General features: G+C 48.9%; 16 protein-coding genes, 1 tRNA gene and 2 rRNA genes. All 19 read right to left on the reverse strand.

From position 1 onward, the window contains the following. The 19 genes from tssE to JL719_RS22355 all read right to left on the reverse strand — a co-directional run bounded on the left by tssE (position 1) and on the right by JL719_RS22355 (position 25,249). Positions 1-504, reverse strand: a complete 504-nt coding sequence (gene tssE / locus JL719_RS22265; RefSeq protein WP_033159218.1) for a type VI secretion system baseplate subunit TssE — start codon at positions 502-504, stop codon at positions 1-3. Further along, positions 504-1,310 carry a type VI secretion system accessory protein TagJ gene (locus JL719_RS22270; protein ID WP_033159219.1) on the reverse strand — a complete coding sequence of 269 codons (807 nt, stop codon included), beginning with the start codon at positions 1,308-1,310 and terminating at the stop codon, positions 504-506. The genes tssE and JL719_RS22270 overlap by 1 nt, the downstream gene beginning before the upstream one ends. A 60-nt stretch (positions 1,311-1,370) precedes the next feature. Further along, positions 1,371-1,853, reverse strand: a complete 483-nt coding sequence (locus JL719_RS22275; protein WP_033159220.1) for an Hcp family type VI secretion system effector — start codon at positions 1,851-1,853, stop codon at positions 1,371-1,373. Positions 1,854-2,019: 166 nt separating this feature from the next. Beyond that, positions 2,020-3,507, reverse strand: a complete 1,488-nt coding sequence (gene tssC, locus JL719_RS22280) for a type VI secretion system contractile sheath large subunit (RefSeq protein ID WP_026603012.1) — start codon at positions 3,505-3,507, stop codon at positions 2,020-2,022. A 3-nt stretch (positions 3,508-3,510) separates the two neighbouring features. Beyond that, on the reverse strand, positions 3,511-4,041 hold the full coding sequence (gene tssB, locus JL719_RS22285) for a type VI secretion system contractile sheath small subunit (protein ID WP_033159221.1): 531 nt from the start codon (positions 4,039-4,041) through the stop codon (positions 3,511-3,513). 45 nt (positions 4,042-4,086) lie between these two features. Continuing rightward, positions 4,087-5,118, reverse strand: coding sequence for a type VI secretion system protein TssA (tssA, locus tag JL719_RS22290; protein WP_033159222.1), 1,032 nt, complete (start codon positions 5,116-5,118; stop codon positions 4,087-4,089). Between the two features lie 720 nt (positions 5,119-5,838). Further along, a complete protein-coding gene (gene tagF / locus JL719_RS22295) occupies positions 5,839-7,386 on the reverse strand; it encodes a type VI secretion system-associated protein TagF (protein ID WP_084153530.1) in 1,548 nt (515 codons plus the stop codon). After that, on the reverse strand, positions 7,383-10,895 hold the full coding sequence (gene tssM / locus JL719_RS22300; protein WP_225892928.1) for a type VI secretion system membrane subunit TssM: 3,513 nt from the start codon (positions 10,893-10,895) through the stop codon (positions 7,383-7,385). The genes tagF and tssM overlap by 4 nt, the downstream gene beginning before the upstream one ends. A 45-nt stretch (positions 10,896-10,940) precedes the next feature. Further along, positions 10,941-12,251: a type IVB secretion system protein IcmH/DotU gene (gene icmH, locus JL719_RS22305; protein WP_033159224.1), complete on the reverse strand. Its 1,311-nt coding sequence runs from the start codon at positions 12,249-12,251 to the stop codon at positions 10,941-10,943. Between the two features lie 4 nt (positions 12,252-12,255). Continuing rightward, positions 12,256-13,596, reverse strand: coding sequence for a type VI secretion system baseplate subunit TssK (gene tssK, locus JL719_RS22310; RefSeq protein WP_033159225.1), 1,341 nt, complete (start codon positions 13,594-13,596; stop codon positions 12,256-12,258). Between the two features lie 79 nt (positions 13,597-13,675). After that, a complete protein-coding gene (tagH, locus tag JL719_RS22315) occupies positions 13,676-15,043 on the reverse strand; it encodes a type VI secretion system-associated FHA domain protein TagH (protein ID WP_033159242.1) in 1,368 nt (455 codons plus the stop codon). Between the two features lie 729 nt (positions 15,044-15,772). Beyond that, positions 15,773-16,177 (reverse strand): hypothetical protein, encoded by a 405-nt coding sequence (locus tag JL719_RS22320; RefSeq protein ID WP_033159243.1) that lies wholly within the window; start codon positions 16,175-16,177, stop codon positions 15,773-15,775. 116 nt (positions 16,178-16,293) lie between these two features. Further along, on the reverse strand, positions 16,294-17,538 hold the full coding sequence (gene amoB / locus JL719_RS22325; protein WP_033159226.1) for a bacterial ammonia monooxygenase, subunit AmoB: 1,245 nt from the start codon (positions 17,536-17,538) through the stop codon (positions 16,294-16,296). Positions 17,539-17,627: 89 nt separating this feature from the next. Then, entirely contained in the window at positions 17,628-18,377 is a 750-nt protein-coding gene (gene amoA / locus JL719_RS22330; protein ID WP_033159227.1) for an ammonia monooxygenase, bacterial type, subunit AmoA, read from the reverse strand. A 117-nt stretch (positions 18,378-18,494) separates the two neighbouring features. After that, a complete protein-coding gene (amoC, locus tag JL719_RS22335; RefSeq protein WP_033159228.1) occupies positions 18,495-19,247 on the reverse strand; it encodes a bacterial ammonia monooxygenase, subunit AmoC in 753 nt (250 codons plus the stop codon). Between the two features lie 1,936 nt (positions 19,248-21,183). Continuing rightward, the gene (gene grxD / locus JL719_RS22340; RefSeq protein WP_033159229.1) at positions 21,184-21,504 is read right to left on the reverse strand and encodes a Grx4 family monothiol glutaredoxin; all 321 of its coding nucleotides are present in this window, start codon (positions 21,502-21,504) and stop codon (positions 21,184-21,186) included. Between the two features lie 134 nt (positions 21,505-21,638). Continuing rightward, a 5S ribosomal RNA gene (gene rrf / locus JL719_RS22345) occupies positions 21,639-21,754 on the reverse strand. A gap of 201 nt (positions 21,755-21,955) precedes the next feature. Continuing rightward, positions 21,956-24,850, reverse strand: a 23S ribosomal RNA gene (locus JL719_RS22350). A 323-nt stretch (positions 24,851-25,173) separates the two neighbouring features. Further along, a tRNA-Ala gene (locus tag JL719_RS22355) sits at positions 25,174-25,249 on the reverse strand. Between the last annotated feature and the right edge of the window lie 99 nt (positions 25,250-25,348).

A 25,348-nucleotide genomic window follows, 5' to 3' on the forward strand; every position in this document is an offset into this window, starting at 1 on the left:
TTAACCGTCCAGTTCCTTGACGCTGATTTCGCCGGTTTCCAGATCCAGGTCGCTGCGAATGTATAAATGTATCGGCAGCGGCTGCGCCCACAAATCGCCTTCGATACGAAACGACAACGCCTTGTGATTCATTTGATCATCGGCTTTTGCCAATTCTACCGACAGCGAGTCCGCCAAGATTCTCGGCTCGAAATCGTTAATTGCCTGCCGGACTTTACGTTCGATCTTTTTAACGTCAATCCCGGTCAGCGATACGCCGGACAAGACCGGTGTCCCGTAATTCAATACGGAACGAGCCACAAACGGATAGTCGGTCAAATTGACCATGCTCTCGAACGCTGCGGTATTCAGAAGCCAGCTTAAATCGCGCAATACGCTTTGCCGCAACTGGCGCAGAGACATGACACGTTGCTCGCGGGTTTCCGCGCGTTTGTCGGGAGCTTCGTCGGTCAACCGATCCAGCAAGGACGGTTGGAGACGTTCCGCGTGCAGTAAATCGGCCATTATTCCAGCCCTGCCGGCGCATTGAATTCAATAGTACGGACATCTAACAGCGCGTAATCGTCGACGTCGGTAGCCAATAGGCGCTGTCCCTTGCCATGCATTAAACCGTCTGCGACTTCATTCCATTCGGTTAAACGGGACAGGCGGATGCGAGCGTCCGAGTCGGCTTCCGAACCCGGATAACGGCAAGGTATCAAGCCGCTGGCTTCGCCACCATTGATCCAGGTAAATTGCGCCGGTATCCATACCAAATCGCGTAAATCGGTGGGTTTTTCCAGCTGTATCTTGCTGATCTGCATAAACGGCACCCAGTAGTAGCGACCATTGACGACAGCCTCCAACACCGGTCCCAAACGGCTATCAGCGTCTGCTAACCATTCAAACGGTGTACCGTCCAACGCTCCAGCGGTAGCCGGCGCCTGCTGTAAGGCCTCAGTTCGTAATGCCACGGCCTGCTGAAAATCGCCGCTGTTTTCCCGTATTAGCGCTTCTAACAGTAAAGCCAGCCATGCTGGCGGCTCGCCAAAAATCAGCGGCGTTTTGCGTGCGGCAAACACGTCCTTACGTAAGGCTTCACAGAGTAAAACTTGTTCGTAGGTACTAACCATCAACAAGGTGGAGGCATCCAAGTCGCGCAACACATTAAGTTGATTTAGCGCCTTATCCCACAGGCCCTGCACGCAATACAGCTGAAACAGCAGGATCCGCGATTTAGGATCGGCCGGATTTTGCCTGATGTACTGCTGGGTTTGCTGCAATGCCGCATCCAGCTCGCCTTCGGCGATAAGACGTGAAACGTCCTGCATACGATTCTCCGATGAGTGCAAAAATAACCCCAGTGGTGTTGGTTCCACCGGGGTCGGCGATTACACGGTTTCGTTTTTCATCAAGTTCCAACCTTTGAATGCGCCGGCGGCTGGTGCTTCGCCTTCGCCGAAAGTGTTGTACTTCATTTTAACTTCGTTGAAGTTGATGGATATGCTCTCGTGAGGGCGGTCACCGCCGCTGGATTGGCTGTAGCCGCTGATGATAGCGTCGGCCAGTTCGATTTCCAGATACACTTGACCCTTGGCATCCGCGCCGCCGGTTTGGATGAAATGGAATGTTGCTGTACCCAAGCTTTTGCCGCAGATGGACTGCATCCACAGGTCGACGGACGCGATGTCCATGCTTTTAGTCAGGGTGACTTCGGAAAACGAAGGATTGCTGGTATCGCGGTCTTTGCCGACGCCGCTGGTCGAAATGGCACGACCTACGCCCATTTGCAAACTGTCTACGGTAATCCAGTCCGTATGGCTGGCTACGGTGCTATCGCCTTTAATTTCGGTCGCGAATTTTAATAAGATCATAGTGCTCTCCTTTCGAAGTTAGTGATAAAAATACAAACGGGCATCCACCCACAGATTTACAGCTCCGGCAAGCCGGGATATAAAACGACTAACCGCCACTGCCGGGAATTTCGTATTGCTGCCCCGGCAAATAGCGTACTTCCTAGCCTTATTCAACGAATAGGACTTAACCTTTTTGCGACGGTAATTTAGATGTCAGTCGCAAGGAAACCGTCAACCCTTCCAACTGATAGTGCGGTCTAAGGAAAAACTTAGATTGATAATATCCAGGATTACCCTCGACTTCCTCGACCACCACTTCCGCACCGGCCAATGGCCGACGCGCTTTGTCTTTTTCGGTGGCCACTGCTGGATTGGTCAACACGTATTGGCTGATCCAGGTGTTCAACCACGCCTGCATGTCTTGGCGCTCCTTGAACGATCCGATTTTGTCTCGAACGATGCATTTCAGATAGTGCGCAAACCGGCAGGTAGCAAACAAATACGGCAGGCGCGCAGCCAAGTTGGCGTTGGCGGTGGCATCCGGATCGGTGTATTCCGCAGGTTTTTGCAGCGATTGCGCGCCGATGAATGCGGCGAAATCGGTATTTTTTTTGTGCAACAAGGGCATGAAACCGCTTTTGGCCAATTCCGCTTCACGGCGGTCGGTAATGGCGATCTCGGTCGGGCACTTCATGTCGACGCCGCCTTCGTCGGTCGGAAACGAATGCACCGGTAATCCTTCCACTGCGCCACCGGATTCAATACCGCGAATCTGCGAACACCAACCGTAATATTTGAACGAGCGATTGATGTTGACTGCCATCGCGTAAGCAGCGTTAGACCACGTATATTTACTGCTATCAGCGCCCGAGGTGTCTTCCTCGAAATCAAACTCTTCGACCGGATCGGTTTTCGAGCCATAAGGTAAACGGCTCAGGAAGCGCGGCATAGCCAAACCGAGGTAACGGGAATCTTCGGACTCGCGCAACGAGCGCCAAGCCGCGTATTCCGGCGTTTGAAAAATTTTGGTCAAATCACGCGGATTGGCCAATTCGGACCAACTTTCCATTTGCAGCACCGATGGCGCCACGCCGGAAATGAACGGGGTATGCGCGGAGGCACTGATTTTTGCCATCTCGCCCAACAATTCCACATCTTGCGGACTGTGATCGAAATGGTAGTCGCCCACCAAGCAACCGAAGGGTTCGCCGCCAAAGGTGCCGTATTCTTCTTCGTACAGTTTTTTGAACAGCGGGCTTTGGTCCCAGGCGGTACCTTTGAATTTTTTCAGGGTTTTACCCAACTCGTTTTTGGTGATATTCAACACCCGAATTTTCAACATTTCGTCGGTTTCGGTGTTGTTGACCAAGTAATGCAAGCCGCGCCAGGCACCTTCCAGTTTTTGAAAATCGGGATGGTGTATGACGAGATTCAATTGTTCGGTGATTTTCTGATCCAGGCTGGCGATAATCGACTGGATCGTTTTTATGGCATCGTCGGATACTTTGGAAACATCCTGCAACGCATATTGCGCCAGCGTTGTTACTGCGGTATTGACCTGATTGGCTGCCTCGGTGCCTGGTTTGAACTCCTTGGACAATAATGCGGAAAAATCGTCCAACTCCAGGGTTTGGGTTGCGCCTTGTCCGCCTTGGGTTTCTAATTCGGCCATGGCTTACTCCCCTTTTCCTTCAGCGGCATCACCGCCTGCTTCCGCCGGTTTCGCTGACGCCGCCAAGGTTTGTAGCAACGCGGGGTCGTTAACTAACTTCGCGATTAATTCCTCCGCGCCGGTTTTACCGTCCATATAGGTAATCAAGTTGGACAACTGGGTTCTGGCTTCCAAGACTTTATCCAAGCCCGCCACTTTTTTGGCAACCGCTGCGGGAGAAAAGTCATCCATACTTTCAAAGGTGATATCGACATTCAAATTACCTTCGCCGGTCAAGGTATTGGGAACTTGGAATGCGACCCGTGGTTTCATCGATTTCAATCGATCATTGAAATTATCGACATCGATTTCCAACAATTTGCGATCCGCCACTGGTGCTAAAGGTTCGGCTGGCTTACCCGACAAATCTGACATGACGCCCATCACGAACGGCAACTGCACCTTTTTTTCGGAACCGTAGAGTTCAACATCGTATTCAATCTGTACCCGGGGTGCCCGGTTTCGTTGTATAAACTTCTGACTACTTTCAGCCATTGTATTCTCCGCTTGACATTAAGAAGGACTACCAAAAATCAGTTTCTAACTTGGGTCGGGACCCTTTATCGCACTTATTTGGGAAAGCGCATCCGGCATTAAGTTTTGGACGATTTCCAAGAAATCTGCAGTTGCCAGATGCTTGGCCCGACGCAACAAAATGGGCACGGGGCTAGACGGCTCGTAGTCCGCATAATATTTACAAAGCGCATCCAACGTTCTCACCACATCTTGGCGCGACTCAATGGCGCCGCTCACCGCTTTGGATTTAACGGGCTTTACCTCATCACCCGCCTCAGCGCTGCTGCCATCGTCGCTTGCCTCAGTCTCGGCGTCGTTGGACAACCGCGACCCCGCGTAATGATCGAAATCATCCCTGACTTCCTTCAGTAAAGCTTTCAACGGCGTCAATACCGCGCCTTGGCTGGCTCCGACTTTTTCGTTGACGAAAGCATCGATCCGCTCGACGATCTTGATACTGTCGACCAATGCCTGATAATTATCAGCTAACGCCGCGTCATCCATATCCAGAAAAGCCGCGTTGATAGCGCCGTTGTCTGGCTTTGTCATGCCCTTGGGCACTTCCAGCCGGTCGGTTGCGTACTGAATGTCACGCAAACAAAACCTGCCGATGGCTTTCGACTCGACCAGCACCGCCAAACTTAGAGGCCTGATTATCAGGTCGAAGCTGGCAAGCTCTTCCAAAATATTGATTCGCGACGTCGGATCCATGCCGTCGTCGGGATCGAGTTGAGGGTGTATGGAATCCCAATAACGGGTCAAGGACTCTTCCAGAAAGCTCAGTCCATCGCGAAAACCTCTCCAACCTTCAACATTGATCAGTGTCCGGATCAAGTACAAAATGACTTGCAAATCCTTGGAACGCTGCAATAACGCCAAAGCCTCCTTGTAGACCTCGCGCCAGTTAGGCGGCAACGCCTTCTCGCCAGAAAACTGATTTTCCGGGGTCCCTAAGATATTGGTGTCCAATGCCACCCTGGCATTGTCATACTCAAGGTTATCACCACAAGGCTGCTCCGCCGAAACGGGTTCTAGTAATCCGGACAAATCCGCCATTTTTAAGCCTCTATGGTAATCCAATTGTTAACATCAACCGATTGAAAAGCGGTAACGAAACCTTGTGCCTTGCGCCCCGTTTCTTACAATCGACCCAATTCTATAGTGCCCCGGACTTGTTACGCCTGTATTAAGCCCAAAACCAATTCGCATTAGTCTAGTCGGTTTTTCATGTCACGCTTTAAACTAAAAAACCCTAAATGTCGCGGAATCTTATACCTATCAAGTTGCATTTGCTCATCAATAGATAAGGCATCGGGATCATTTAACATGCCAACTCATGAACCCTACGCCTACAAAACCGTAAGACATTGATATAACATGATTTAAAATTCAACCGGCGTGCTAAATCACAACATGCACACACCATTGCAGCGCCAAATCGGCACGATATTTCGTAACGGATACGATATTCGGTACTTGCGGTGCCTGGCTACCGCGAGGGGAAATACCGTTTTCCATTGAAAAAATCCGTCCATTGTTTCGTGGTGCAAAAGCCTCTCGCGCTCTAGCGTCGCCGAATGCTCACATCGGCTGCTTCACATCTTGGGTCTATCTATACTAAGCTAAGCGCACGTTGACAGCCATTCCCCAAAGACACTACCAACCACAACCGTCCATCTGAGAATCTACGCGCTTATAAGATTGTTGAAGCGTATTTCTTCCTAAAGATACCGAGACCTAAGAATCCGGACGTAAGGGCAGCATCCTGATTTCGGCTTAACCACTAAATTCGGCGATTAATACGGTAATATTATCTCGACCGCTTCTGCTCAAAGCTTGGTTAATCAGGGCTTCGGCGGCCGACTGGCAACTGCCTGAGCCCATCAATTCCGCAATTTCGGCTTCCGATAATTCTTTATCCAAGCCGTCGCTACAGAGCAGATAACGATCACCGCCGGCAGCCTGAAAGCGCAGCACATCCAACGCCAGCGTCAATTGCCCACCCACCGCGCGGGTAATCACATTCGCTCCCACTTGCTGGGCCGCCACTTCCCGGGTCATAACACCAGAATCCATCAATTCGTCGATCAAGGTATGGTCGCGGGTAATCTGCGTAAACTCGCCTTGGCGTAATTGGTATAAACGGCTATCTCCCGCCCAAATGGCGGCGCACTGGTCACCCTTGGCCAGCAAGGCGACTACCGTGGTTCCGACAATACTGCCTTGCTGAATGCCCGAAGCAAAACGGCATAAATCGTCGTTAATCTTATGTAATTTGCGGGAAACGGCTTCGACCTGATTATCCAGGTTTTCGGTAAATTCCAACGTCGATAAAGAATCCACCACCAAGCGGCTGGCAACATCGCCGGATTGATGCCCCCCCATGCCATCAGCAACCACCCACAGCCCCAGTGACGGGCAATCGAGCAAAGCATCCTCATTGTGCTTACGCTTATTGCCGACCACCGTAACCCCGTAGGAAGCCCACTTTGTCGAGTTCGGAAGCGTTATGTCCTGGCTCGCCGTTGCGCCTACCGCAGAGGCGCTCGGCTCTCTCTCGATTTTTTTGACGCTTTGGTCTTGGCGATAGCTCTGCACATGCCAAGATCTACCAGCCTGCGGCATACCCTGCAAAAAACTCGCGTAAGCATCGATAGGCGGCAAGCCTTCGCAAATCAGCAGATTGGGGCGATTCGACTGGCCACCTTCACTTGCCCAAATACTGTAACCCGGCATAAAGCGATCCAACAAACGCTGACTCAAGTGCGGAAACACTACATCCGTCTGATCCTGCCCCTCCAAATCGAAACGAAATGCGAGCTTGCCGTTAGATACCCCGAATCCGCCGCTAGAATCAGCTTGAAAATACTGCGGTGTCAGGCTGTCAGCCGAACCGATTTCCATCAGCCCCTTATCAAACTGGTCCAGATCACAGGAGTCATTCAACACTGATAGCGCAGCGTCTTCCAATTGTGCAAACCATGCCGATTCCGGCGAAAACAATGACAACAAAGACTCCGCACTGACGGCTTGCGCCAACGTCAACGGATAATAGCGACCGACCCTATCCACACTGGGCATCATGACACCGGCCCAAGCACTCCCACCGCACACGCCAGGTCTCAAAGCAAAGCGCCAAAGCGGGCTAACCAAAAACAAGGATAACCAACTCTCTCCTAATGTTTCCTGACTGGAACGCATCGACGCCTGTAACCACTGGTCCCATGGCTCGATAAAGTGCCTGGGCAGCCGCCGACTGACAAAATCGCCAAGGCCCGGCACTTTTCCGAAAAAGCCGACGCTCAACCCATCCATAGAACTCATAGTGACTCCGGACAACGAAAGCTTTGATATTCGCTGATGCCAAATGGATTATTGACACTGGCCGCGCGCAACTCAAATTTCGCGGTATAACCTTCAAGTTGTACGGTCAAATTAAAGCGGTCCGGCAGGCCAGTGGGTTGGATGTTGAATTCGTCGAACATCCTGAACAATGCCCAGGCCCCTTCCTTAGATTTGCTGACTTGTTTGCCGTCCAAACCTTCGAACACCACTCTGACCCCGGCACTATTATTGGTGCCGGGCCACTGAAACTTGGTGAGTTGCTCAGGACCGTGGCGGTAAACCAACTCCTGGCCTTCGACATTTAATCTGAAGGTGCTGACTTTGTCGTCCAAGGCCAAGGGTTTTAACTCGAATTGCACTTGCGGCACCGCGCCGCCGCCGGGAAAAAATGCGTCACGAATTTTCGATGCAATCTGAAACTGGCGAATACTGGCTGCCGATAAGCCTAAAGCCTTATCAGAACTAAGCTCCTGCCACTGCACCGCTGCGGTATCGACAAATGCCTTGAGGTTAGCGTTAAAAAACTGATCGACAATCCCGTTAGCGGCAAACACTTTGCCGAAATCAGCCATCAACACGTCCTGCTGAGTATTTTTCGCAAACGGATAACGGCCAGCCAAAGCACTTTTGCAGGGCATCGTCACCGCTGTTTTCAACATTTCGTTGAGTTGCCCTTTCGCGCCGGTTTTGATTTGTTGCCCGCCCGTGCTGGTCAACGCATTCAGCGAGGCTGCAACCGGACCGGGCAAACGGGCAAATTCCATTTTGGCTGCTTGCAGAGGGTCAACACCGCCGCCGGCAAATCGCGCCGCTTCGGTAGACAAGGCTTGACCGCCACTATTAGGTGCCGACCCAATCTGCATCAGATAATCGTGCAGATTTTTGATACTCGCCATCGTCGCATTGATCGGAGCAGGCCTGTCGGCAGCGCCCCGCACTTGCATATTGTAAGGTTCGAAGTAAGTTTCCAATGCATTGACCGGATCGACGCCACCGTCGCTTTGTTTTGCCATCGCCAGCAGTTTTTGGGTAGCAGCCTCCGGAACCGCCAAGGCTCCGCCGGTGGATTTTGCCAACGCATCGGCCAATTCGGACGAGAGCTTGCTTAACGCGGTATTTTTTTCGACCAACTCCAACAAAAGCTTCAATGGCGAATCGGGGCGCGACAGCAGATCCAGCGTATCTACCAGCTGATTATTGCTGGGCTGCGGGCGGAACTTAACCGCCGTCAGCACGCTATCCCAGGTCTTTTGGTAATCTCCCAAATACAGGCGTTTGAAATCGCTATATAAACGATCAATTTCGATAGGGGTACTTGCGCCGTTTACGCCAAGTACCCAATTTTGTTCGCTGGCTTCCTTGACGTAAACCATGCCTTTTTTCAGAAATAGCTCCGTATAACCGTAACTGCTAAACAAACCGGGTACCACCAACGTATCCAATTCCTTGCCGTTCGCGGTAAACACTCGGCCGCCGTTCGGCGCTAATTGTCCGGCAACCGAAATGTCGTGACTGCGATCAAACAGCGCCTCACTTTTAAAACGGCTATAAAGTTGATTGACCAGAGGAATTTGCGTCAATTTATTACGCACTGCGTCGACAAAACTGTTATCGATAGCAGCTGGATCCAAATTCAAAGCCAACAAATTATCCAGATGTAACTGTAATTTGGCTTGGGTCTCCGGGTCGGTGGCGAACATTTGCTCCCAATCCAATTTCACCCAAGGCTGTGCAACCTTTGCGTCCATCCGTTGCGGCTCGCCGAACATCAGATAAACACGCAATAATTGGTAAAGTACATCCAGATTTTTGCCTTCATCGCTTTGCATACGCTCTTTCAAGCGTAGCGTAATCAAGGCTTGAAAATTTTCACGAAGCAAGCGCTGATAGGCAATATCGATGGCTGAATCGATTTTGTCGCCTTGGTATAAACCAAAACCGCTGCTCCAGCCGGTTTGTGCATACACGTCTTTGGCGGCTTGTAAGGCATTAAGCTTGGGCAACAAGGCCAAAAAACCGGAGCGCGAATCGGTGGGAACAAGATTACTGGCTCGGTAAATTTCTACCTGTTTTTCGACATCGGCAATCGCCGACTTATTCGTGGCAAAACTGACCATCCACACCACTACCGCTATCGCCACAAGCGCAAAGGTGGCGGCGAAGCCGGCGAGGTTCATCAAACGAAAACGCCGCTCGACCTTTGGATCCACGCCAACCAATTCGGCTTCGGGAAACACGACTTGCTTCAGAAGCTTAGTCAGAAAATAGCTTTTACCGCGCCCGGTCATTAACGGTGTTGCTTGCCTTTCCAATCTAAAGCTTGAGGCCAACGCCGCCATCACTCTATCTATCGGCGTACCCTCTTGGGTGCCGCTGCTGAAATAAACGCCGCGCAACAAGAAAGGCTCTTCGTAGCGATTGGTGGCAAATGCGGCATCCAGAAACCCGGTTGCCACCGATTTGAACAGCATCATTTGTTGCGGAAAATCGAAAATAGCCGTACGCCGCTGCACATCGCGCTCTTCCTGGATACGCTTCAAACGGCGTTGTACCAACCTCTCGGTCAATTCGTCATAGGCCTTTTCGAATTGCACCAAGTGAGCGGCCAGATCTTCTTTATCGTTGTCGGCACGAATAAACGTCTCACCCCACACCTGGCTACGCTCGTCTTCGGTTAAATTGGCGAAAAAATCGCTAAATCCCGCCACGAGGTCCACTTTCGTGAACAGCACGTAGACAGGCAATTGCACACCCAGTTGCGCATTAAGCTCCGTAATCCGCCGCCTGATTGCTGCGGCATGTTGGCGTAATTCTTCCTCGGTCTGCTGAATTAAATCACTGACACTCACCGCCACAAATACCCCGTTCAGAGGGCGGCGTGGTCGATATTTTTTTAACAGCTGCAAGAAACCGTGCCAGGCGGTAGCATCCACTTCTTGATGGCTATCTTGGGTGGTGTAGCGACCGGCAGTATCCAATAACACCGCTTCGTCGGCGAACCACCAATCACAATCTCGCGTGCCACTAACGCCTTTTACCGAATGCTTGCCCAAGCGTTCGGCCAAAGGAAAATGTAATCCGGAATTGATTAATGCTGTGGTTTTGCCGGAGCCCGGCGCACCGATAATGGCGTACCAAGGCAATTCGTAAAGATACTGCTTCCGACCGTGTTGTTTCGCACTGGTAGTTTTCAGTAAAGCCAAAGCCTCATCGAAACCGCGATTCAGCACATCCAGCTCGGCCGCCGAGGCCGATTGCGCATCGTTTGCATCATTGCCGCCAGCCAAATCGGCCATCAAACGTTGCTCGCGTTTGCGCGATAACAGCCACGCGACCAAGCGGTAAAGCAACCAACATCCGACTATGACGCTTATCGTTATAACCCGGCTTAAATCGGTCTCCAACGGCACACTGCCGGCAATTGCGATTAAAGGCCCGATAAACCAAATCAGTACCGACAAAATCACGATACCGATCAGTTCAAGCACCCACTTTGTTTTAAAAAAACTGATTATCCGTTCCACGCGGTATTCTCACTTAATCAAGATGTCGACGCGCCGATTTAGGGCTCGATGTTCAGGCGTATCATTGGGTTCCAAAGGCTCGCCGTCAGCCCGGCCTTCCGCTCTGGCCGAGCCTTTTAGTTGAGCGGATGCGGTCAAAATTGCCAGGACGTTTTTAGCGCGTGCCGCAGACAAATGCCAATTGGACGGAAAGCGGGCCGACACAATGGGCTTGTCGTCGGTATGCCCGGTTACCAAAATCGAGTCTTGTTCATTCTCGAGTTCTTTGGCGATTTTTTTCAACATCGGTAAAAACTCCGGTTTAACTTGATCGCTACCGGAGGGGAAGGAATTACGAACGCGAATGATGCTATCGTCGACCACTTCGACCATATTCTGGGCAATTTCATCGCGTAATAACGGTTTAAAGCGTTCCAATCTGTTGGCGATAACCGGTGCAGACGGAGTGATCGTAGCGGCCGTTGCCATTTGTACCGGCTCCTTGGCCAATTTCAGTAACTCCCGATAGGCAGGATCGGATGCCGAATTAATAAAAAACGCAAACCCCAGATAACAAAGCAGCAACAGGCCACCTGCTACGCTGGCGAACACCCATAAGGGCACTTGCGTTATCAACGAGCTATTTCCGCTTTTTTGCCCTTGCCAGCGTAGCGACAGCTCCGTTGGAAAATCCCCTCTTACTCGCTGGATTAATTGGTACAACTCAAGCCGTTGTTTTTCCAATTCGTTGGCGCCATTGGCCATGACCCGATATTTACCTTCGAATCCAAAACTTAACAACACATAGCAAAGCTCGATGAGCGGCAAATTTTGCGCGGGCTGTTTCACCAGATGTTCGAGTATTTGGAAGAAGCGTTCACCGCCCCAGGCTTCTTTATGAAATAGGATAAGCAGGCTTTGATGCCCCCAATTACTTTGTGAGCCCCAAGGCGTGTTTTGGATAATTTCATCCAGAAAAGTACACAAATCGTAGCTCGCCATACGCATGGTTTCTTGCTGAAACCCTGCATTCAAGCCACGGTTCTCGAATTCTCTGACTTCTTTAGCCAACTTTTGCTTTAGTTCATCAACTCCAGAATAGCTAACGGTTGTTCTGAGCCTAGCCGCCAAGGACAGAATGCCGGCTGATAAAGTCAATAATGAACCGCTATCCGCTCCGGAAAGCACACTGAGCGACGGAATGTTGATATTTGAGGTCTGCTGCTGGGGCGGCGGAGATGGCGGTATTTGTGTCACTGATGGCTGCTGCGGCATTCGTCCACCTGGCGAAGGCCGCAACACTGTTTTGTCGTCATCGCCGAAAGGTCCTTGTTGCACCATGTCATCACCCTTTTTTTATTGCCCAGAATTCCAACTCCAATCCCGGAAAATTACCACCAATATGAAAGGCAAAACCGCCGGAATCCATCATCTTCTTCCAGTATGGGCTTTGCTTATCCAATTCGAAATAAGAACATCCGGCGTGATACGGCAATTGCCTTGGGGCAACGGGCAAAGGATGAATTGAAATACCGGGCAGGGCAGCAGTGACCAATTGCGTGATCTCTTCCACCGGGCCAATTTTCACCTGCGGAGGGAAATGCGTGCGCAACATCTCCGAAGATACTTGCGCACTGGCAGCCAATACGTAGATTGCCTGCTCCAATAATTTCACATCGGGGCGACCCGAGTAATAAACCGACTGGCTATGTTTGGTTAACGGAATTTGAATCGCATTTTGTTCAAGCACCATGCTTAACAGGCGCCGTAGCTCATCAATTAACGGGATAAAGCAAATACGCAAGTCGTCATGCCTATATTCGGGCAACACTGCGGGTCGCTTATTTTGACGGTAGAAGGTTGCTAGATCTCCCATCAACTGCAGGCCCAAGGAAAACAAAGTTTCCGGATGTAGCAGCGCATCCCCCGCCAAATGTGCCAGCAAGGGTTCGTAACGATTGATGGTTTGCAGCAACATAAAGTCTGCAACCTCTGCGACGCCTGCACCTTGAGACGTTCCCGCCACGCGGGCTGCCAACGCCTCCCCTCTGGTATGCAGCAGACCTTGCAACTCCCGGACGAAGCCGTTCAAAATACTACTGGCTGAAGACTGCAGCACCACGGGAATGTATTTCTCATCCAGTACGACTGTTTTGTCGGCGCGCACCTCAACGATATTGGCGACCCCTAAGCACAGATAGCCTGATCTTTCTTGGTTGCCAAGCATAAGTCTCGGACGAATACTGCCTATTTGCACGGGATAACGAGCGTCGTACCCTGCATTGTTGTCTCTGACATCCCTATGAGTGATGCGGTATCTCGCCAATCCATCGGGGTTATTGTCGCTATCAACTTCAACAGAGTCAGGACGACTCAGCGGCAATGCTAAATACACTACTTCATTTGCAACGTCTTCAGAGACATCAAGTGGTAGCGGTAGTTCGTCCTCGTTTGGCAAATGGAATGGGGTACCATCCTGGAAAATCCCTCTAGCAGCTGCCAGAGTGATTTTTCCTATCGCCAATTGTCCTGCATCTAGTTTTAGCGACGAAAATCCCCAATCATAAGCCCTGATTCCATAGCAACGACCATCAATACGACTTTCAAGATAACGATCATGTTGTTGAAAGTGCTGAGGTCTAAGGAACATGCCTTCTGACCAAACAATCCGGTTATTGATTGACATACTCTATTCGGTACCGTTTATTATTTATTAACAATGACTTATGAAATTTTCGCTACCAATTCAATTGAGTTGCAAACTTTCACCGCCTCGCAAATAGACGCATCTGCTTTTCATAAGCTTCAGCGAACTCTTCCCCAAAAAATCCTTCAATTGCTTGTGTTTTCAGTTCCGGATATTTTTCGCAAAAAAGCTCCCAACACTTGGCTTTTCGCTGAAAAACAATCCCTTCGCCCAACACCTTTTCGAAGGTGTCTGGGTCGAAACGATGCAAAATCTCCCCTAGTGCAGCCTGAATACCTGCCGTCATCGCCAATTGATGAAACTTAACATCCCTGAACGCTTCAGTTACCGCATCATTTGAATTTATAAACGCGGGATTATTCGGTGCGAGCATCAGCTTCAGTACGCTTTCCACATCTGGGTTGAATTTTAGCGGGTTATTGTCAAATGAGCGGATTGTGGTGACGGAAACTCGAAATTCACTTTTCATTTCCGCGCGTGCGCGTAGAACGTCCATCAAGCCTTCGATCAAATTTCGGAATAACACACCAGTCGCTTTCATCGCCTCCGGCCACTGCTCTTCCGTCAAAAACGATTGATCTTTTATTCCCGCACCATCCAGAAACATCTTCATGAGCGTCGCATCACCCGATTTGGACCCAATAAATGGTTCCGTATTGGGTGCTAGCGTAATCTCTACACTGGCTCGCGAAGCCGCCTGCCCATCTTCACGCTCAATATTAGGCGTATTTTGGAATACGTCTTTAGAATCTAACGCTATGCTCGAAGGGATAGGCTCGGATAAATTTATTGCTTCCAAACTCGGGAACTCTAACCCGGAAGACTCGCCGAGGGGTGCATCCAACGCACCTAAGGAATCTAAGCCTTTTAAGAATTCGGCAATATCTTTACCATCTCTCTGGGGAGGTAGCACCTCGGGCGCGGTAAAGCTATCGTGAAAAGGGGAAGCAGGAGGACGCTCTCCAAAGGGAGAACTCGCTACGTTGTGCGGAATCGAGAAATTCAGAGGTTCGTTGACTATTGACTGTTGATCATTTTGAAACGATTGGGCAAATGGTGAAGGCGAAATACTCTCGACGCTAATGGGTGAAGCTGGTGATATTTCGGCAGATGGCAGTTCTACAATAATCTCATATTCTCCGATCCGCAAAATTTCACTATCTAATAACCTTGCTTGTGCATCGTTTATATTTAGTCCGGCATTTGATAAATATGTACCATTTTTACTTGTGTCTTTTATTAAGTAACCGCCGTCCTCATAAATGATTTCAGCATGGTGGCCTGATACAAAGTTTTCCGCATCAGGTAATACCAAGGTATTTCCTGCCTTTCTGCCTATTGTTCCGCCTAACTGACCGAATTCGGCACTCAATTCAGTAGGTAGTGGTAAACCTTTGTAAGAAAGTACTTTTAAGATAATTGGCACGATTGTCGTCCTACCGTTAGCATTAGTTAAATAGCTTAGCAACTTACGTCAGCTTTTATCTAAAAACTTAGTCATTTTATAGCAGTCTAATCTTATCAATTGTGCGATTCTCAATCAGAAGAACAGTCATCGCAGATTATTAGTTGTCGAAATTATAGTTATATGATGGACGGAAAACTCCTGCTTTAGTAGCTTCTAAAATATGTCGCCTTTCAAACGAGGAATGCAAACTGACTCCGCCGACTTTGCCTTTTTAATCTCATTGTAGGAACGCATTTTTATATAAAGAGATTCCTGTCGCTACTTAATATCCCGGCGAGTTGAGCCGGGATATTAAAGGATCAGATTATCTTATGAGCTTGAGAAGCTCCCAAACATCAAAGTAAGTAATTTACAGTTCTGTAAGATTAGGGATAACAACGGCGGTGTGCATTAAGCTAGCGGCAGTTTCGGTAACGTTTCGGGCCATTAGTTACCTTTCTGATGTCGTCGCTTTGGGAGTCTCTGATTAATTCGTAACATCGAATTTCAGCGTAATTTAAATCAATGATGGGCACCGAGTTGTCATGCAAAACCGAAGTAATCAGAGGTTCTTTGCAACATAAACTCCTTTTTATTTCATTTTTTCCTGAATATACCAACAACCCTCCTAAGACTCGCCTTGCTCATATTTGGGTTTGCATTTCACTTTTGAGTAATAACCAAAATAGCTTTCGTTAAAACGTCATCCTATTTTGTATTTTTTAACTTTTCCTCTCCGCCAGTCACTAAACCAGACATACATTCGACTACGCTTTCGACATAATTTGAATGTGCTTCTGCAAGCTCTTTGGCTGCACCGAAACTTTCTCGTAATTCGATTAATGTTTTTTGTGGATCCGTTGACTTATTAATATCCAACATTTTCGCGTAATTTTTATATGCTTTACGCCTTTCAGGATCTAATATGAATAACCCTGGCATAGCATTCGACGAAGTATCGACGACACATTTTGTCATTAATTCCGGCTCAATTCCGTAGTCCTTAATATCTTTATCTTGCTTCATCTGTTCCAATACTACGGACTGATATTCTTCTTTTTCCGAGCAACCGCTCAGCACTAAAACCCCCAAAATTACTAGCACTTTTTTCATTTTTAACATTTTCCTGCGGTTTCCGAGCATATTACCTAAAAAAAACCCCCGCTATCTTTCAATAGCGAGGGCTTTCAATTTCTTCCTAAGTATTTCGACTTAGAACACTTTCACTATTAGATGAAAGTTGGGATCAGAGGAGCATCAACTGTTACCAATTGACGGTTACCTTTTTCATCCCAGAAGAACAACAGACCTGCGAAACGGCTGTCTGGATCGTAGATCAAGTCAGCTAAACGATATACTTCCCATGCAGCGTCAGAAGCAGTAACTTCGATTGTGCGTGTTTCGCCTGGAGCCAGAGGGCTGTTATCGCTAACAGTTAAACCTTCTTCAGCCAGCAAATCGTCCGGGTAAGCTGTATCATCTTCATGAACAGCCGGATCCAAGAAACGTACACCTGCAGTGTTGAACTCGCCCAAACGTACAGCTGAGTCACCGTTGTTTGTGATGGTCAAGGTCATTTGCATTGCACGACCTGGTACACGGTATGTAGCGTCATCAACTTTAACTGAAACGTTAGCTTCAGGCATTTGATAAGTTTTCATGCCGCGCAACAAACCAGCTTGCAAAGGAGTTGTTACAGGGTATTTTTCGTTGGTTGCACCCATAGAGGCAGCAACGATTACCATCGTACCGACAGCGAAGATCATACCAACTTTTTTGTCGCCGGCTGAGATCAGAGAATCTGCTTTGCCTGTGCTAACAGCGATATGACGTGGAACAAACAATGGACGTTTGATCCAGAACAACAACCATGCGAACGCGATAGCAAACCATACTGCGTGCCAGAAATAAACGTTGTCCAGAGCATAGTTTTCCAAGTTGATTGTTTGACCAGTCAAAGTAGTAACTGGGTTAACAAACTCGCTCATAGAACCAGTAATGGTTACCCATTTACCTGGACCGATGATAGGACCACCGCCTTGTACGTTCATCATAGAGTGAACGTGCCAGTCACCTGGACGACGAGCTTTCAACAGAACTTTAAACTCATAAACTTCGCCCAATTCCAGAGACACTGAACGAGGAACCAATTGACCGCCGATCCAAGAACCTGCACGGATAAATACAGGACCAGGAATACCAACGTTCAAAAATGAAACTTCTGGTTTATCAACAGTTTCTGGCCATCCTGCGAATACCAGGAATTTACCGGAAATTGTCATAGTTTCATTAACAGGCACTTCTTCTTTTGACCAGTTCAGGTCAAACCAGTGAATCGTCCGCATACGCATAAACGCAGCCTGTGATTTTTCACCGTGAGCAGATGCTGTTGGAGCATAGAACATCGCTGCTGTCATTGCGACCAACAGTGCGACAAAGGACAGTTTTGCAACTTTGTCTTTTATTATTTTCATATTTCCTCCTCTATCACTAGAGAATTTTAATTAAGACTTTCTGGTAGCTATCTAGAACCACCAGGTTCATTTTCTTACTATTCTTCTAATTAAGACGCGTCGTCAGCGATGAAGTCGGTTTTAGCGAACCATCTGCCGAAGAAGTGCCACAAGAAGTAAATAATGATAGAAACGAATCCAGAGAAGAACGCTGATACTGGAGCAACGTCTTTACCGAAAGTTCTTAATGTACCTTTCTCTACCATACGGATGTACTCAGGTGTACCGGTACGAACATAGTGGTAACCTTGCAAGTCAGCCAAAGTCATCATCATGCCGTTGTACTCTACAGGCACGTGCAATGGAGCGATAACAGGCCAGTTACCTGGGTAGAACAACAAGCCGTAAGCCAAACCACCTAATACAGCAGTCAGAGTCATGCTGTTACCCAACATCAGGATAACATCAAGAACGATAGCGCCTGGCAGCAGGTTAGATGGGAAGCAGATGTTAACTGGGAAGTATGTCCAACCCCAGAAGTTCATGTAACGATTGATCCACTCACCAATCATCAGAGCAACCACAGACAGAGTTGCGCCAACTGGCAAACGGTATCTCCACCACAAGCAAGCTTGAACAGCTGCAGGGAACGTAATAGAAACGATAGGTGCCACAGTTACCCATAGACGTCTATCTTTCCAGTCGGTCCAGAAGTCCCAGTCACCACCGGTCAACATGTAGTGAATGTGATAACCGCCCAGAACCGCTGTGAACAGTGTAAAAAGAATCATCCAGTCAAACGTACGGGAAACTTGAACCGCTTCCGCACGTGAACGTACAGCTGATTGAGATGCGCTCATTAGCTTACCTCCTAAAGAATTAAAATTATATTTTTTTCACTTCTCTTTATCCTACCGCCACTTAAACAAAGCAGCGGCAGGAAAGGAGATAGTATTTTTACTTTTAAAGATAAGCTATTAAGCCAAATCTTTTTTCAGCAATTTTGCAATTGCCATTACTTCGGTGTTCACAACACCCATTATAGCCAGAGCAGCCCAACCAAAGAATACGAAACCGTAGTGCAATGGAGCAACGAACAACTCTTCCATAAACCAGAATGTGTGACCCCACTCATTCAAACCAACGTTTGGCAGAATCATGAAAGGACCGATAACCGCGATCAAATACATCAAATGCAGACCTTCATGGTAGGTAGGCAATCTGGTTTTTGCATACATGAAAGAAGCTGAACCAGTGATGATGTAGATTGGGTATGACAGGTAGAACTCGATAATGTGACTTGGAGTAAAGTCAGTATCGCGAACGATAGTTTGGTGCCATGTGCCGTCTTGCTCTGTGAAGTAAGAAGCGCCCCAATAGATCGCCCAACCGTAGCAAACCAACCATGTCCAGTGTGTGAAGTGACGACGCAATTCTTCACGTGGAGTGATTGACATGACTTTACGGTCACGAGTTTTCCAGATATAGCCATTGATACCAGCAAACAACAGTACTTCGATAACGATCTCGATATACAGCATGTTCATCCAGTATGTTTCAAACTCTGGAGCAAATGAGTCTAAGCCAGCTGACCAGCCGTAAACACCTTCGTACCAACGAATGAAAGAATAAAAAACCAAGTACAGGGTGATACCTGCCCACAGGTTTTTTTGATTTAAAAGCGGTGCTTCCGCAGCATCAGCCTTAACTGATTCAGTTGTAGCAGCCATTTCTACCTCCTAAAAGATTATCTAAATCCCCGATCAAATCGGGAGTTCTTTGTTTTTCCATGTTATTAGCCTTCATTTCGAAGACACCCCGGTCCCTTGAGGTGCGTGGCAGTCTACCACTTGCCAAATCCTTGTCAAGATAAATTAAGCTAATTTAGCTGGGTGCGCGCTGTCACCCATTTGCAATTTTACTGTTAACAAAACTCGAACACCTATTTAAGCGACGTTTCGATAAAATTCCCGTTCGAATTCAATTAGGATAGATAGGTTACCAAATACTGTGCATGTGATAAGTCGCAGCCTAATTGATTGGATCCAAACTCCGCCATCTATCGCCTCGCATTTTTTCTTACCCCCCCACTTGTGTTTCAGGCACCAAAAAAACATCTAGCTCAAAACGTAGCGATCCAGTAAAAATTCACACCCAAGTAGTTTAATAAACCTTCACTTTGCGAAATGGATGAAACAGAATGACGGCATTATGAAGCTGTATTCAAACTGCAATTAGGGAAAACGATTCAGGAGCAACGGCTGAACGGTGACCCAGATTTGCCTGGACCTCTAGCAGAATGAGAAGATAGGGGGCGATGGGGCAAGCAGGTGTAAGCCGAGCAATCGGACCAACCGCGAATCAGCAATTGCGGACGGATAATAAATTACTAAAATAGATCTCGGCTTCTTATGCATTGTAGCGGCCGCCGACAGCAAGAATAGCCTACCACTGTAAGATGTTGCACAGCGCGACAACTACCAATCACGCCGAGACTATCCGAGACGCAACCAACTATATCGTCAATTTCTAGAACAACCAGACTTGCATTCGTTATAGGATTAACTGCTCCCTTAGTGCCTCTAAGAAAAAAGGTGCCCGAAGGATCAAAGTTATATCCTCACATTAGATCTAACCTGAGCTTTTGAAAAAATCAGTTTCAAAAATTGCTCAAAGGCGAGCTAGTAACGGGATTGAGCTTGGCATGATGCTCCCAAAGAGTCTGTTGGATGGATTCCGGAATGTCGAGTTGATCGCGGATGCGCTTGTACGGTCGTTGCGGGGCGTAGTATTTTTATTGATTTTGGTGCCGTCGTGGCGTTTTTCTCTGGAGTGGTTGAAGACAGGGTGTCGAGGGTGATCGGTAATATAGCGAACCAAGTGATGATTGAGAAGTTCAGAACCGTTTCTCGAGTCCTGCGGGTATCGCAATCGAAGCCCATCAACGGGAACAGGTACAAACCGGATATACTCCTGAATGCCTTGAGAGCTCTTATTCCAAGTGCCCCTACTTCGGGTCCAGCCAGCTACAATTCCGGTCATGGCTAAGGCCCAGACGAAATCTCCGGTCAACAAATTGCCCGCAGTGAGCAAGCGTACCGACCTCTACTAAGCTTTTGAGCGGTTAGCAGCTAGCCAGGCATGGTTCCGGACAAACCCTTGGGATGTAGGACGCGCATAGGATTGAGTAAGCACCCAGGACCGCCGCCTTCAAGCACCTGCCGCACGGTTGATCGCTGTTGAACCCGATGCACTTCAACGGCCCAGGCAACACCTCGGCTTGAAATTTTCGCTTGGGTCCTGGCCGTTTGGCTGGCCGAGCGGCTAGTTTGGCATTTCGATTCAGCAAACGAACGCCGCGAAACCGTGGAAACGAAGCATTATCAATCGCAGGTTGAATAGCCCCCCCCCGGAAGCCGCGGGCCGGGCGGGTTTTCGCAGCAAAATGGAAAGCATTGCGACACCACTTCAAGTCATTCGAGAGTAAACTCCGACCTCGTGCTGGGTCGGAACGAGGTGACGTGGACGAATCTGAGCGCTGAAGACATAAACGGGCGCGTCATCTTTGCCGATTTTTTCAACAAGATGCTTGAAAAAATCTTTCGGCAAATAGCGACTCTCCTGTAGCGCTTCCTCTAATTGGCCCACAGAACCAAGGCTGCGGACCTATTGCTTTGCGATCACGCTTGCCAGCAAATTATTAAGCTCACCTTTATTAAACAGATCGATGACGATGTCGCAGCCGCCGATTAATTCGCCGTTGATATACAGTTGGGGATAGGTAGGCCAGTGTGAGTATTCTTTTAAGGCTTCACGCACTTCAGGGTCTTCGAAGATATTGATGTGGGCATAATCCGCATTGCAAGCCTGCAAGACCTGCACCACCCGGCTGGAAAACCCACACTGGGGAAAATCTGGCGTGCCTTTCATGTATAAGACCACAGGATGGCTGGCTAATTGGGCTTGGATTCTGTCTATTGCACTCATGCGTTTTCTCGCTAAACATTGATGAGAGGGGATTCTAACAACCCCGTCCGCAAAAGAGAAGAGAGCAGCAGTAGGGGTGGTTTGGGGGTCAAAAAAAAAGCCCTGCTATGGCTAGCGGGGCTTTTGGTTTAAGAGCTTGGCGATGACCTACTTTCACATGGCAACCTGCCACACTATCATCGGCGCTAAGCGGTTTCACTTCCGAGTTCGGGATGGGATCGGGTGGTTCACGCTTGCTATGTTCACCAAGCAAACTGGTTTGGCTGCTTTTAGTCAGCCTTCATAAACAGGTTATAAGCTTTTGCTTTTAGGAAAAACCTTTGGGTGATGCGTTCGCATTTAACTTAGGTTGTTCCCGGTCCTGTTTTTCATGGAAATCTGTATTGAGCTTATCGTTCTCAGTTGGTTATCAGCTTGTCATCTGACCTGACCCAAACGCATTGGGTGTTATATGGTCAAGCCTCACGGGCAATTAGTACACGTTAGCTACGCCCATTACTGGACTTCCACACCGTGCCTATCAACGTCGTAGTCTCCGACGGCCCTTCAGGGGACTTAAAGTCCCAGTGAGATCTCATCTTGGGAGGGGCTTCCCGCTTAGATGCTTTCAGCGGTTATCCTGTCCGAACGTGGCTACCCGGCAATGCCATTGGCATGACAACCGGAACACCAGAGGTTCGTCCACTTCGGTCCTCTCGTACTAGAAGCAGCTTCCCTCAAATCTCAAACGCCCACGGCAGATAGGGACCGAACTGTCTCACGACGTTCTGAACCCAGCTCGCGTACCACTTTAAATGGCGAACAGCCATACCCTTGGGACCTGCTTCAGCCCCAGGATGTGATGAGCCGACATCGAGGTGCCAAACACCGCCGTCGATATGAACTCTTGGGCGGTATCAGCCTGTTATCCCCGGCGTACCTTTTATCCGTTGAGCGATGGCCCTTCCATACAGAACCACCGGATCACTAAGACCTACTTTCGTACCTGCTCGACTTGTCCGTCTCGCAGTCAAGCACCCTTATGCCTTTGCACTCATTGCCTGATTTCCGACCAGGCTGAGGGTACCTTCGTGCTCCTCCGTTACTCTTTAGGAGGAGACCGCCCCAGTCAAACTACCCACCAGACACTGTCCCTAATCCAGATAATGGATCGAGGTTAGAACTCCAAACATACCAGGGTGGTATTTCAAGGTTGGCTCCACGAGAACTGGCGTTCCCGCTTCAAAGCCTCCCACCTATCCTACACAAGTAGGTTCAAAGTCCAGTGTCAAGCTATAGTAAAGGTGCACGGGGTCTTTCCGTCTAGCCGCGGGTACACTGCATCTTCACAGCGATTTCAATTTCACTGAGTCCCAGGTGGAGACAGTGTGGCCATCGTTACGCCATTCGTGCAGGTCGGAACTTACCCGACAAGGAATTTCGCTACCTTAGGACCGTTATAGTTACGGCCGCCGTTTACTGGGGCTTCGATCAAGAGCTTCTCCGAAGATAACCCCATCAATTAACCTTCCAGCACCGGGCAGGCGTCACACCCTATACGTCCACTTTCGTGTTTGCAGAGTGCTATGTTTTTGCTAAACAGTCGCAGCCACCGATTTTTTGCAACCCCCTTCCGCTCCAGTCGCGAGGACCTTCACGTAATGAGGGCATACCTTCTCCCGAAGTTACGGTATCATTTTGCCTAGTTCCTTCACCTGGGTTCTCTCAAGCGCCTTAGAATTTTCATCCCACCCACCTGTGTCGGTTTAGGGTACGGCCACTAGTAACCTGAAGCTTAGAGGTTTTTCCTGGAAGCAGGGCATCTATCACTTCGCTGTTCTTTCGAACCGCTCGTCATCACGTCTCGGCATAGAGCACCCCGGATTTGCCTAAGATGCATGCCTACCTGCTTAAACGGCCACTTCCAACCGACCGCTGATATAGCCTTCTCCGTCACCCCATCGCAGTTACTACTGGTACAGGAATATTAACCTGTTTTCCATCGACTACGCTTTTCAGCCTCGCCTTAGGTGCCGACTAACCCTGCGTCGATTAACGTTGCGCAGGAAACCTTGGGTTTTCGGCGAGGGGGTTTTTCACCCCCTTTATCGTTACTTATGTCAGCATTCGCACTTCCGATACCTCCAGCCGACTTCTCAATCGACCTTCGCAGGCGTACGGAACGCTCCTCTACCACTCACACTTACGTGTAAATCCGTAGCTTCGGTACTATGCTTAGCCCCGGTAAATCTTCCGCGCAGACCGACTCGACCAGTGAGCTATTACGCTTTCTTTAAAGGATGGCTGCTTCTAAGCCAACCTCCTGGCTGTCTGTGCCTTTCCACATCGTTTCCCACTGAGCATAGATTTGGGGACCTTAGCTGACGGTCTGGGCTGTTTCCCTTTTCACGACGGACCTTATCACCCGCCGTGTGTCTCCCGTGCTGGCACTTGCTGGTATTCGGAGTTTGCATCGGGTTGGTAAGTCGGGATGACCCCCTAGCCGAAACAGTGCTCTACCCCCAGCAGTGATACACGAGGCGCTACCTAAATAGCTTTCGAGGAGAACCAGCTATCTCCGAGCTTGATTAGCCTTTCACTCCGATCCACAGCTCATCCCCGTCTTTTTCAACAGACGTGGGTTCGGCCCTCCAGTTAGTATTACCCAACCTTCAGCCTGGCCATGGATAGATCGCCCGGTTTCGGGTCTACACCTTGCGACTAAACGCCCTATTAAGACTCGCTTTCGCTACGCCTCCCCTATTCGGTTAAGCTTGCCACAAAATGTAAGTCGCTGACCCATTATACAAAAGGTACGCAGTCACCCCACGAAGGGGCTCCCACTGCTTGTACGCATACGGTTTCAGGTTCTATTTCACTCCGCTCTCCGCGGTTCTTTTCGCCTTTCCCTCACGGTACTAGTTCACTATCGGTCAGTAAGGAGTATTTAGCCTTGGAGGATGGTCCCCCCATATTCAGTCAAAGTTTCACGTGCTCCGACCTACTCGATTTCACTAGAAAAAGGTTTTCGTGTACGGGGCTATCACCCTGTATCGCCGGACTTTCCAGACCGTTCCACTAACCTTATCCTAGCTTAAGGGCTAGTCCCCGTTCGCTCGCCACTACTTAGGGAATCTCGGTTGATTTCTTTTCCTCCGGGTACTTAGATGTTTCAGTTCTCCGGGTTCGCTTCAGTGAGCTATGTATTCACTCAAAGATGACGCGCTTATGCGCGCCGGGTTTCCCCATTCGGACATCTCTGGATCACAGCCGGTTTGCAGGCTCCCCAAAGCTTTTCGCATGCTACAACGTCCTTCATCGCCTCTTACTGCCTAGGCATTCACCGTATGCGCTTATTCACTTGACCATATAACCCGAATACGTCTGTACTTTGGTTATACTGTCAGCTGACATTTTCGCTGATTTTTTCTGCTTGAGAACGACATGCCGTTTGCTTTCAGCCTTTCTCTTTCGAGACTGACGTTATTCAAACCGCAACTCGTTTTAGTGTTGATCATTGCTGATCATTACTATAGTTACAGATTTCCATATTGTTAAAGAGCTATCGGTACGAATACCAATGCTATAAAGTCTTTATCTGTTGCCGCCGATAAAACCCTATAGCGTTGATGTTCATCCACTATTTTTCTTACGTTTGACGAACTGGTTGACCCTCAGCGTTCAGCATGATGGTGGAGCCAGGGAGGATCGAACTCCCGACCTCCTGCGTGCAAGGCAGGCGCTCTCCCAGCTGAGCTATGGCCCCTAAAGCAGACTAAAGCCAAGACTCAAGCCGAAACGTGACTAAGCACAGCGCCAGTTATTCTAACCAGGCGTGTGGTCTGATTGTGTTTCGCCTTATTGC

Source organism: Methylomonas sp. LW13 (assembly GCF_016865255.1).
Taxonomy (GTDB): domain Bacteria; phylum Pseudomonadota; class Gammaproteobacteria; order Methylococcales; family Methylomonadaceae; genus Methylomonas.

Excerpts from the sequence above, each read along its gene's own strand:
- JL719_RS22320 (WP_033159243.1), bottom strand. The coding sequence starts at position 16,177 with ATGAAAAAAGTGCTAGTAATTTTGGGGGTTTTAGTGCTGAGCGGTTGC.
- JL719_RS22270 (WP_033159219.1), bottom strand. The coding sequence starts at position 1,310 with ATGCAGGACGTTTCACGTCTTATCGCCGAAGGCGAGCTGGATGCGGCA.
- tssE (WP_033159218.1), bottom strand. The coding sequence starts at position 504 with ATGGCCGATTTACTGCACGCGGAACGTCTCCAACCGTCCTTGCTGGAT.
- amoA (WP_033159227.1), bottom strand. The coding sequence starts at position 18,377 with ATGAGCGCATCTCAATCAGCTGTACGTTCACGTGCGGAAGCGGTTCAA.
- grxD (WP_033159229.1), bottom strand. The coding sequence starts at position 21,504 with ATGAGTGCAATAGACAGAATCCAAGCCCAATTAGCCAGCCATCCTGTG.
- tssB (WP_033159221.1), bottom strand. The coding sequence starts at position 4,041 with ATGGCTGAAAGTAGTCAGAAGTTTATACAACGAAACCGGGCACCCCGG.
- amoC (WP_033159228.1), bottom strand. The coding sequence starts at position 19,247 with ATGGCTGCTACAACTGAATCAGTTAAGGCTGATGCTGCGGAAGCACCG.
- JL719_RS22275 (WP_033159220.1), bottom strand. The coding sequence starts at position 1,853 with ATGATCTTATTAAAATTCGCGACCGAAATTAAAGGCGATAGCACCGTA.
- icmH (WP_033159224.1), bottom strand. The coding sequence starts at position 12,251 with ATGGTGCAACAAGGACCTTTCGGCGATGACGACAAAACAGTGTTGCGG.
- tssC (WP_026603012.1), bottom strand. The coding sequence starts at position 3,507 with ATGGCCGAATTAGAAACCCAAGGCGGACAAGGCGCAACCCAAACCCTG.
- tssK (WP_033159225.1), bottom strand. The coding sequence starts at position 13,596 with ATGTCAATCAATAACCGGATTGTTTGGTCAGAAGGCATGTTCCTTAGA.
- tagF (WP_084153530.1), bottom strand. The coding sequence starts at position 7,386 with ATGAGTTCTATGGATGGGTTGAGCGTCGGCTTTTTCGGAAAAGTGCCG.
- tssA (WP_033159222.1), bottom strand. The coding sequence starts at position 5,118 with ATGGCGGATTTGTCCGGATTACTAGAACCCGTTTCGGCGGAGCAGCCT.
- amoB (WP_033159226.1), bottom strand. The coding sequence starts at position 17,538 with ATGAAAATAATAAAAGACAAAGTTGCAAAACTGTCCTTTGTCGCACTG.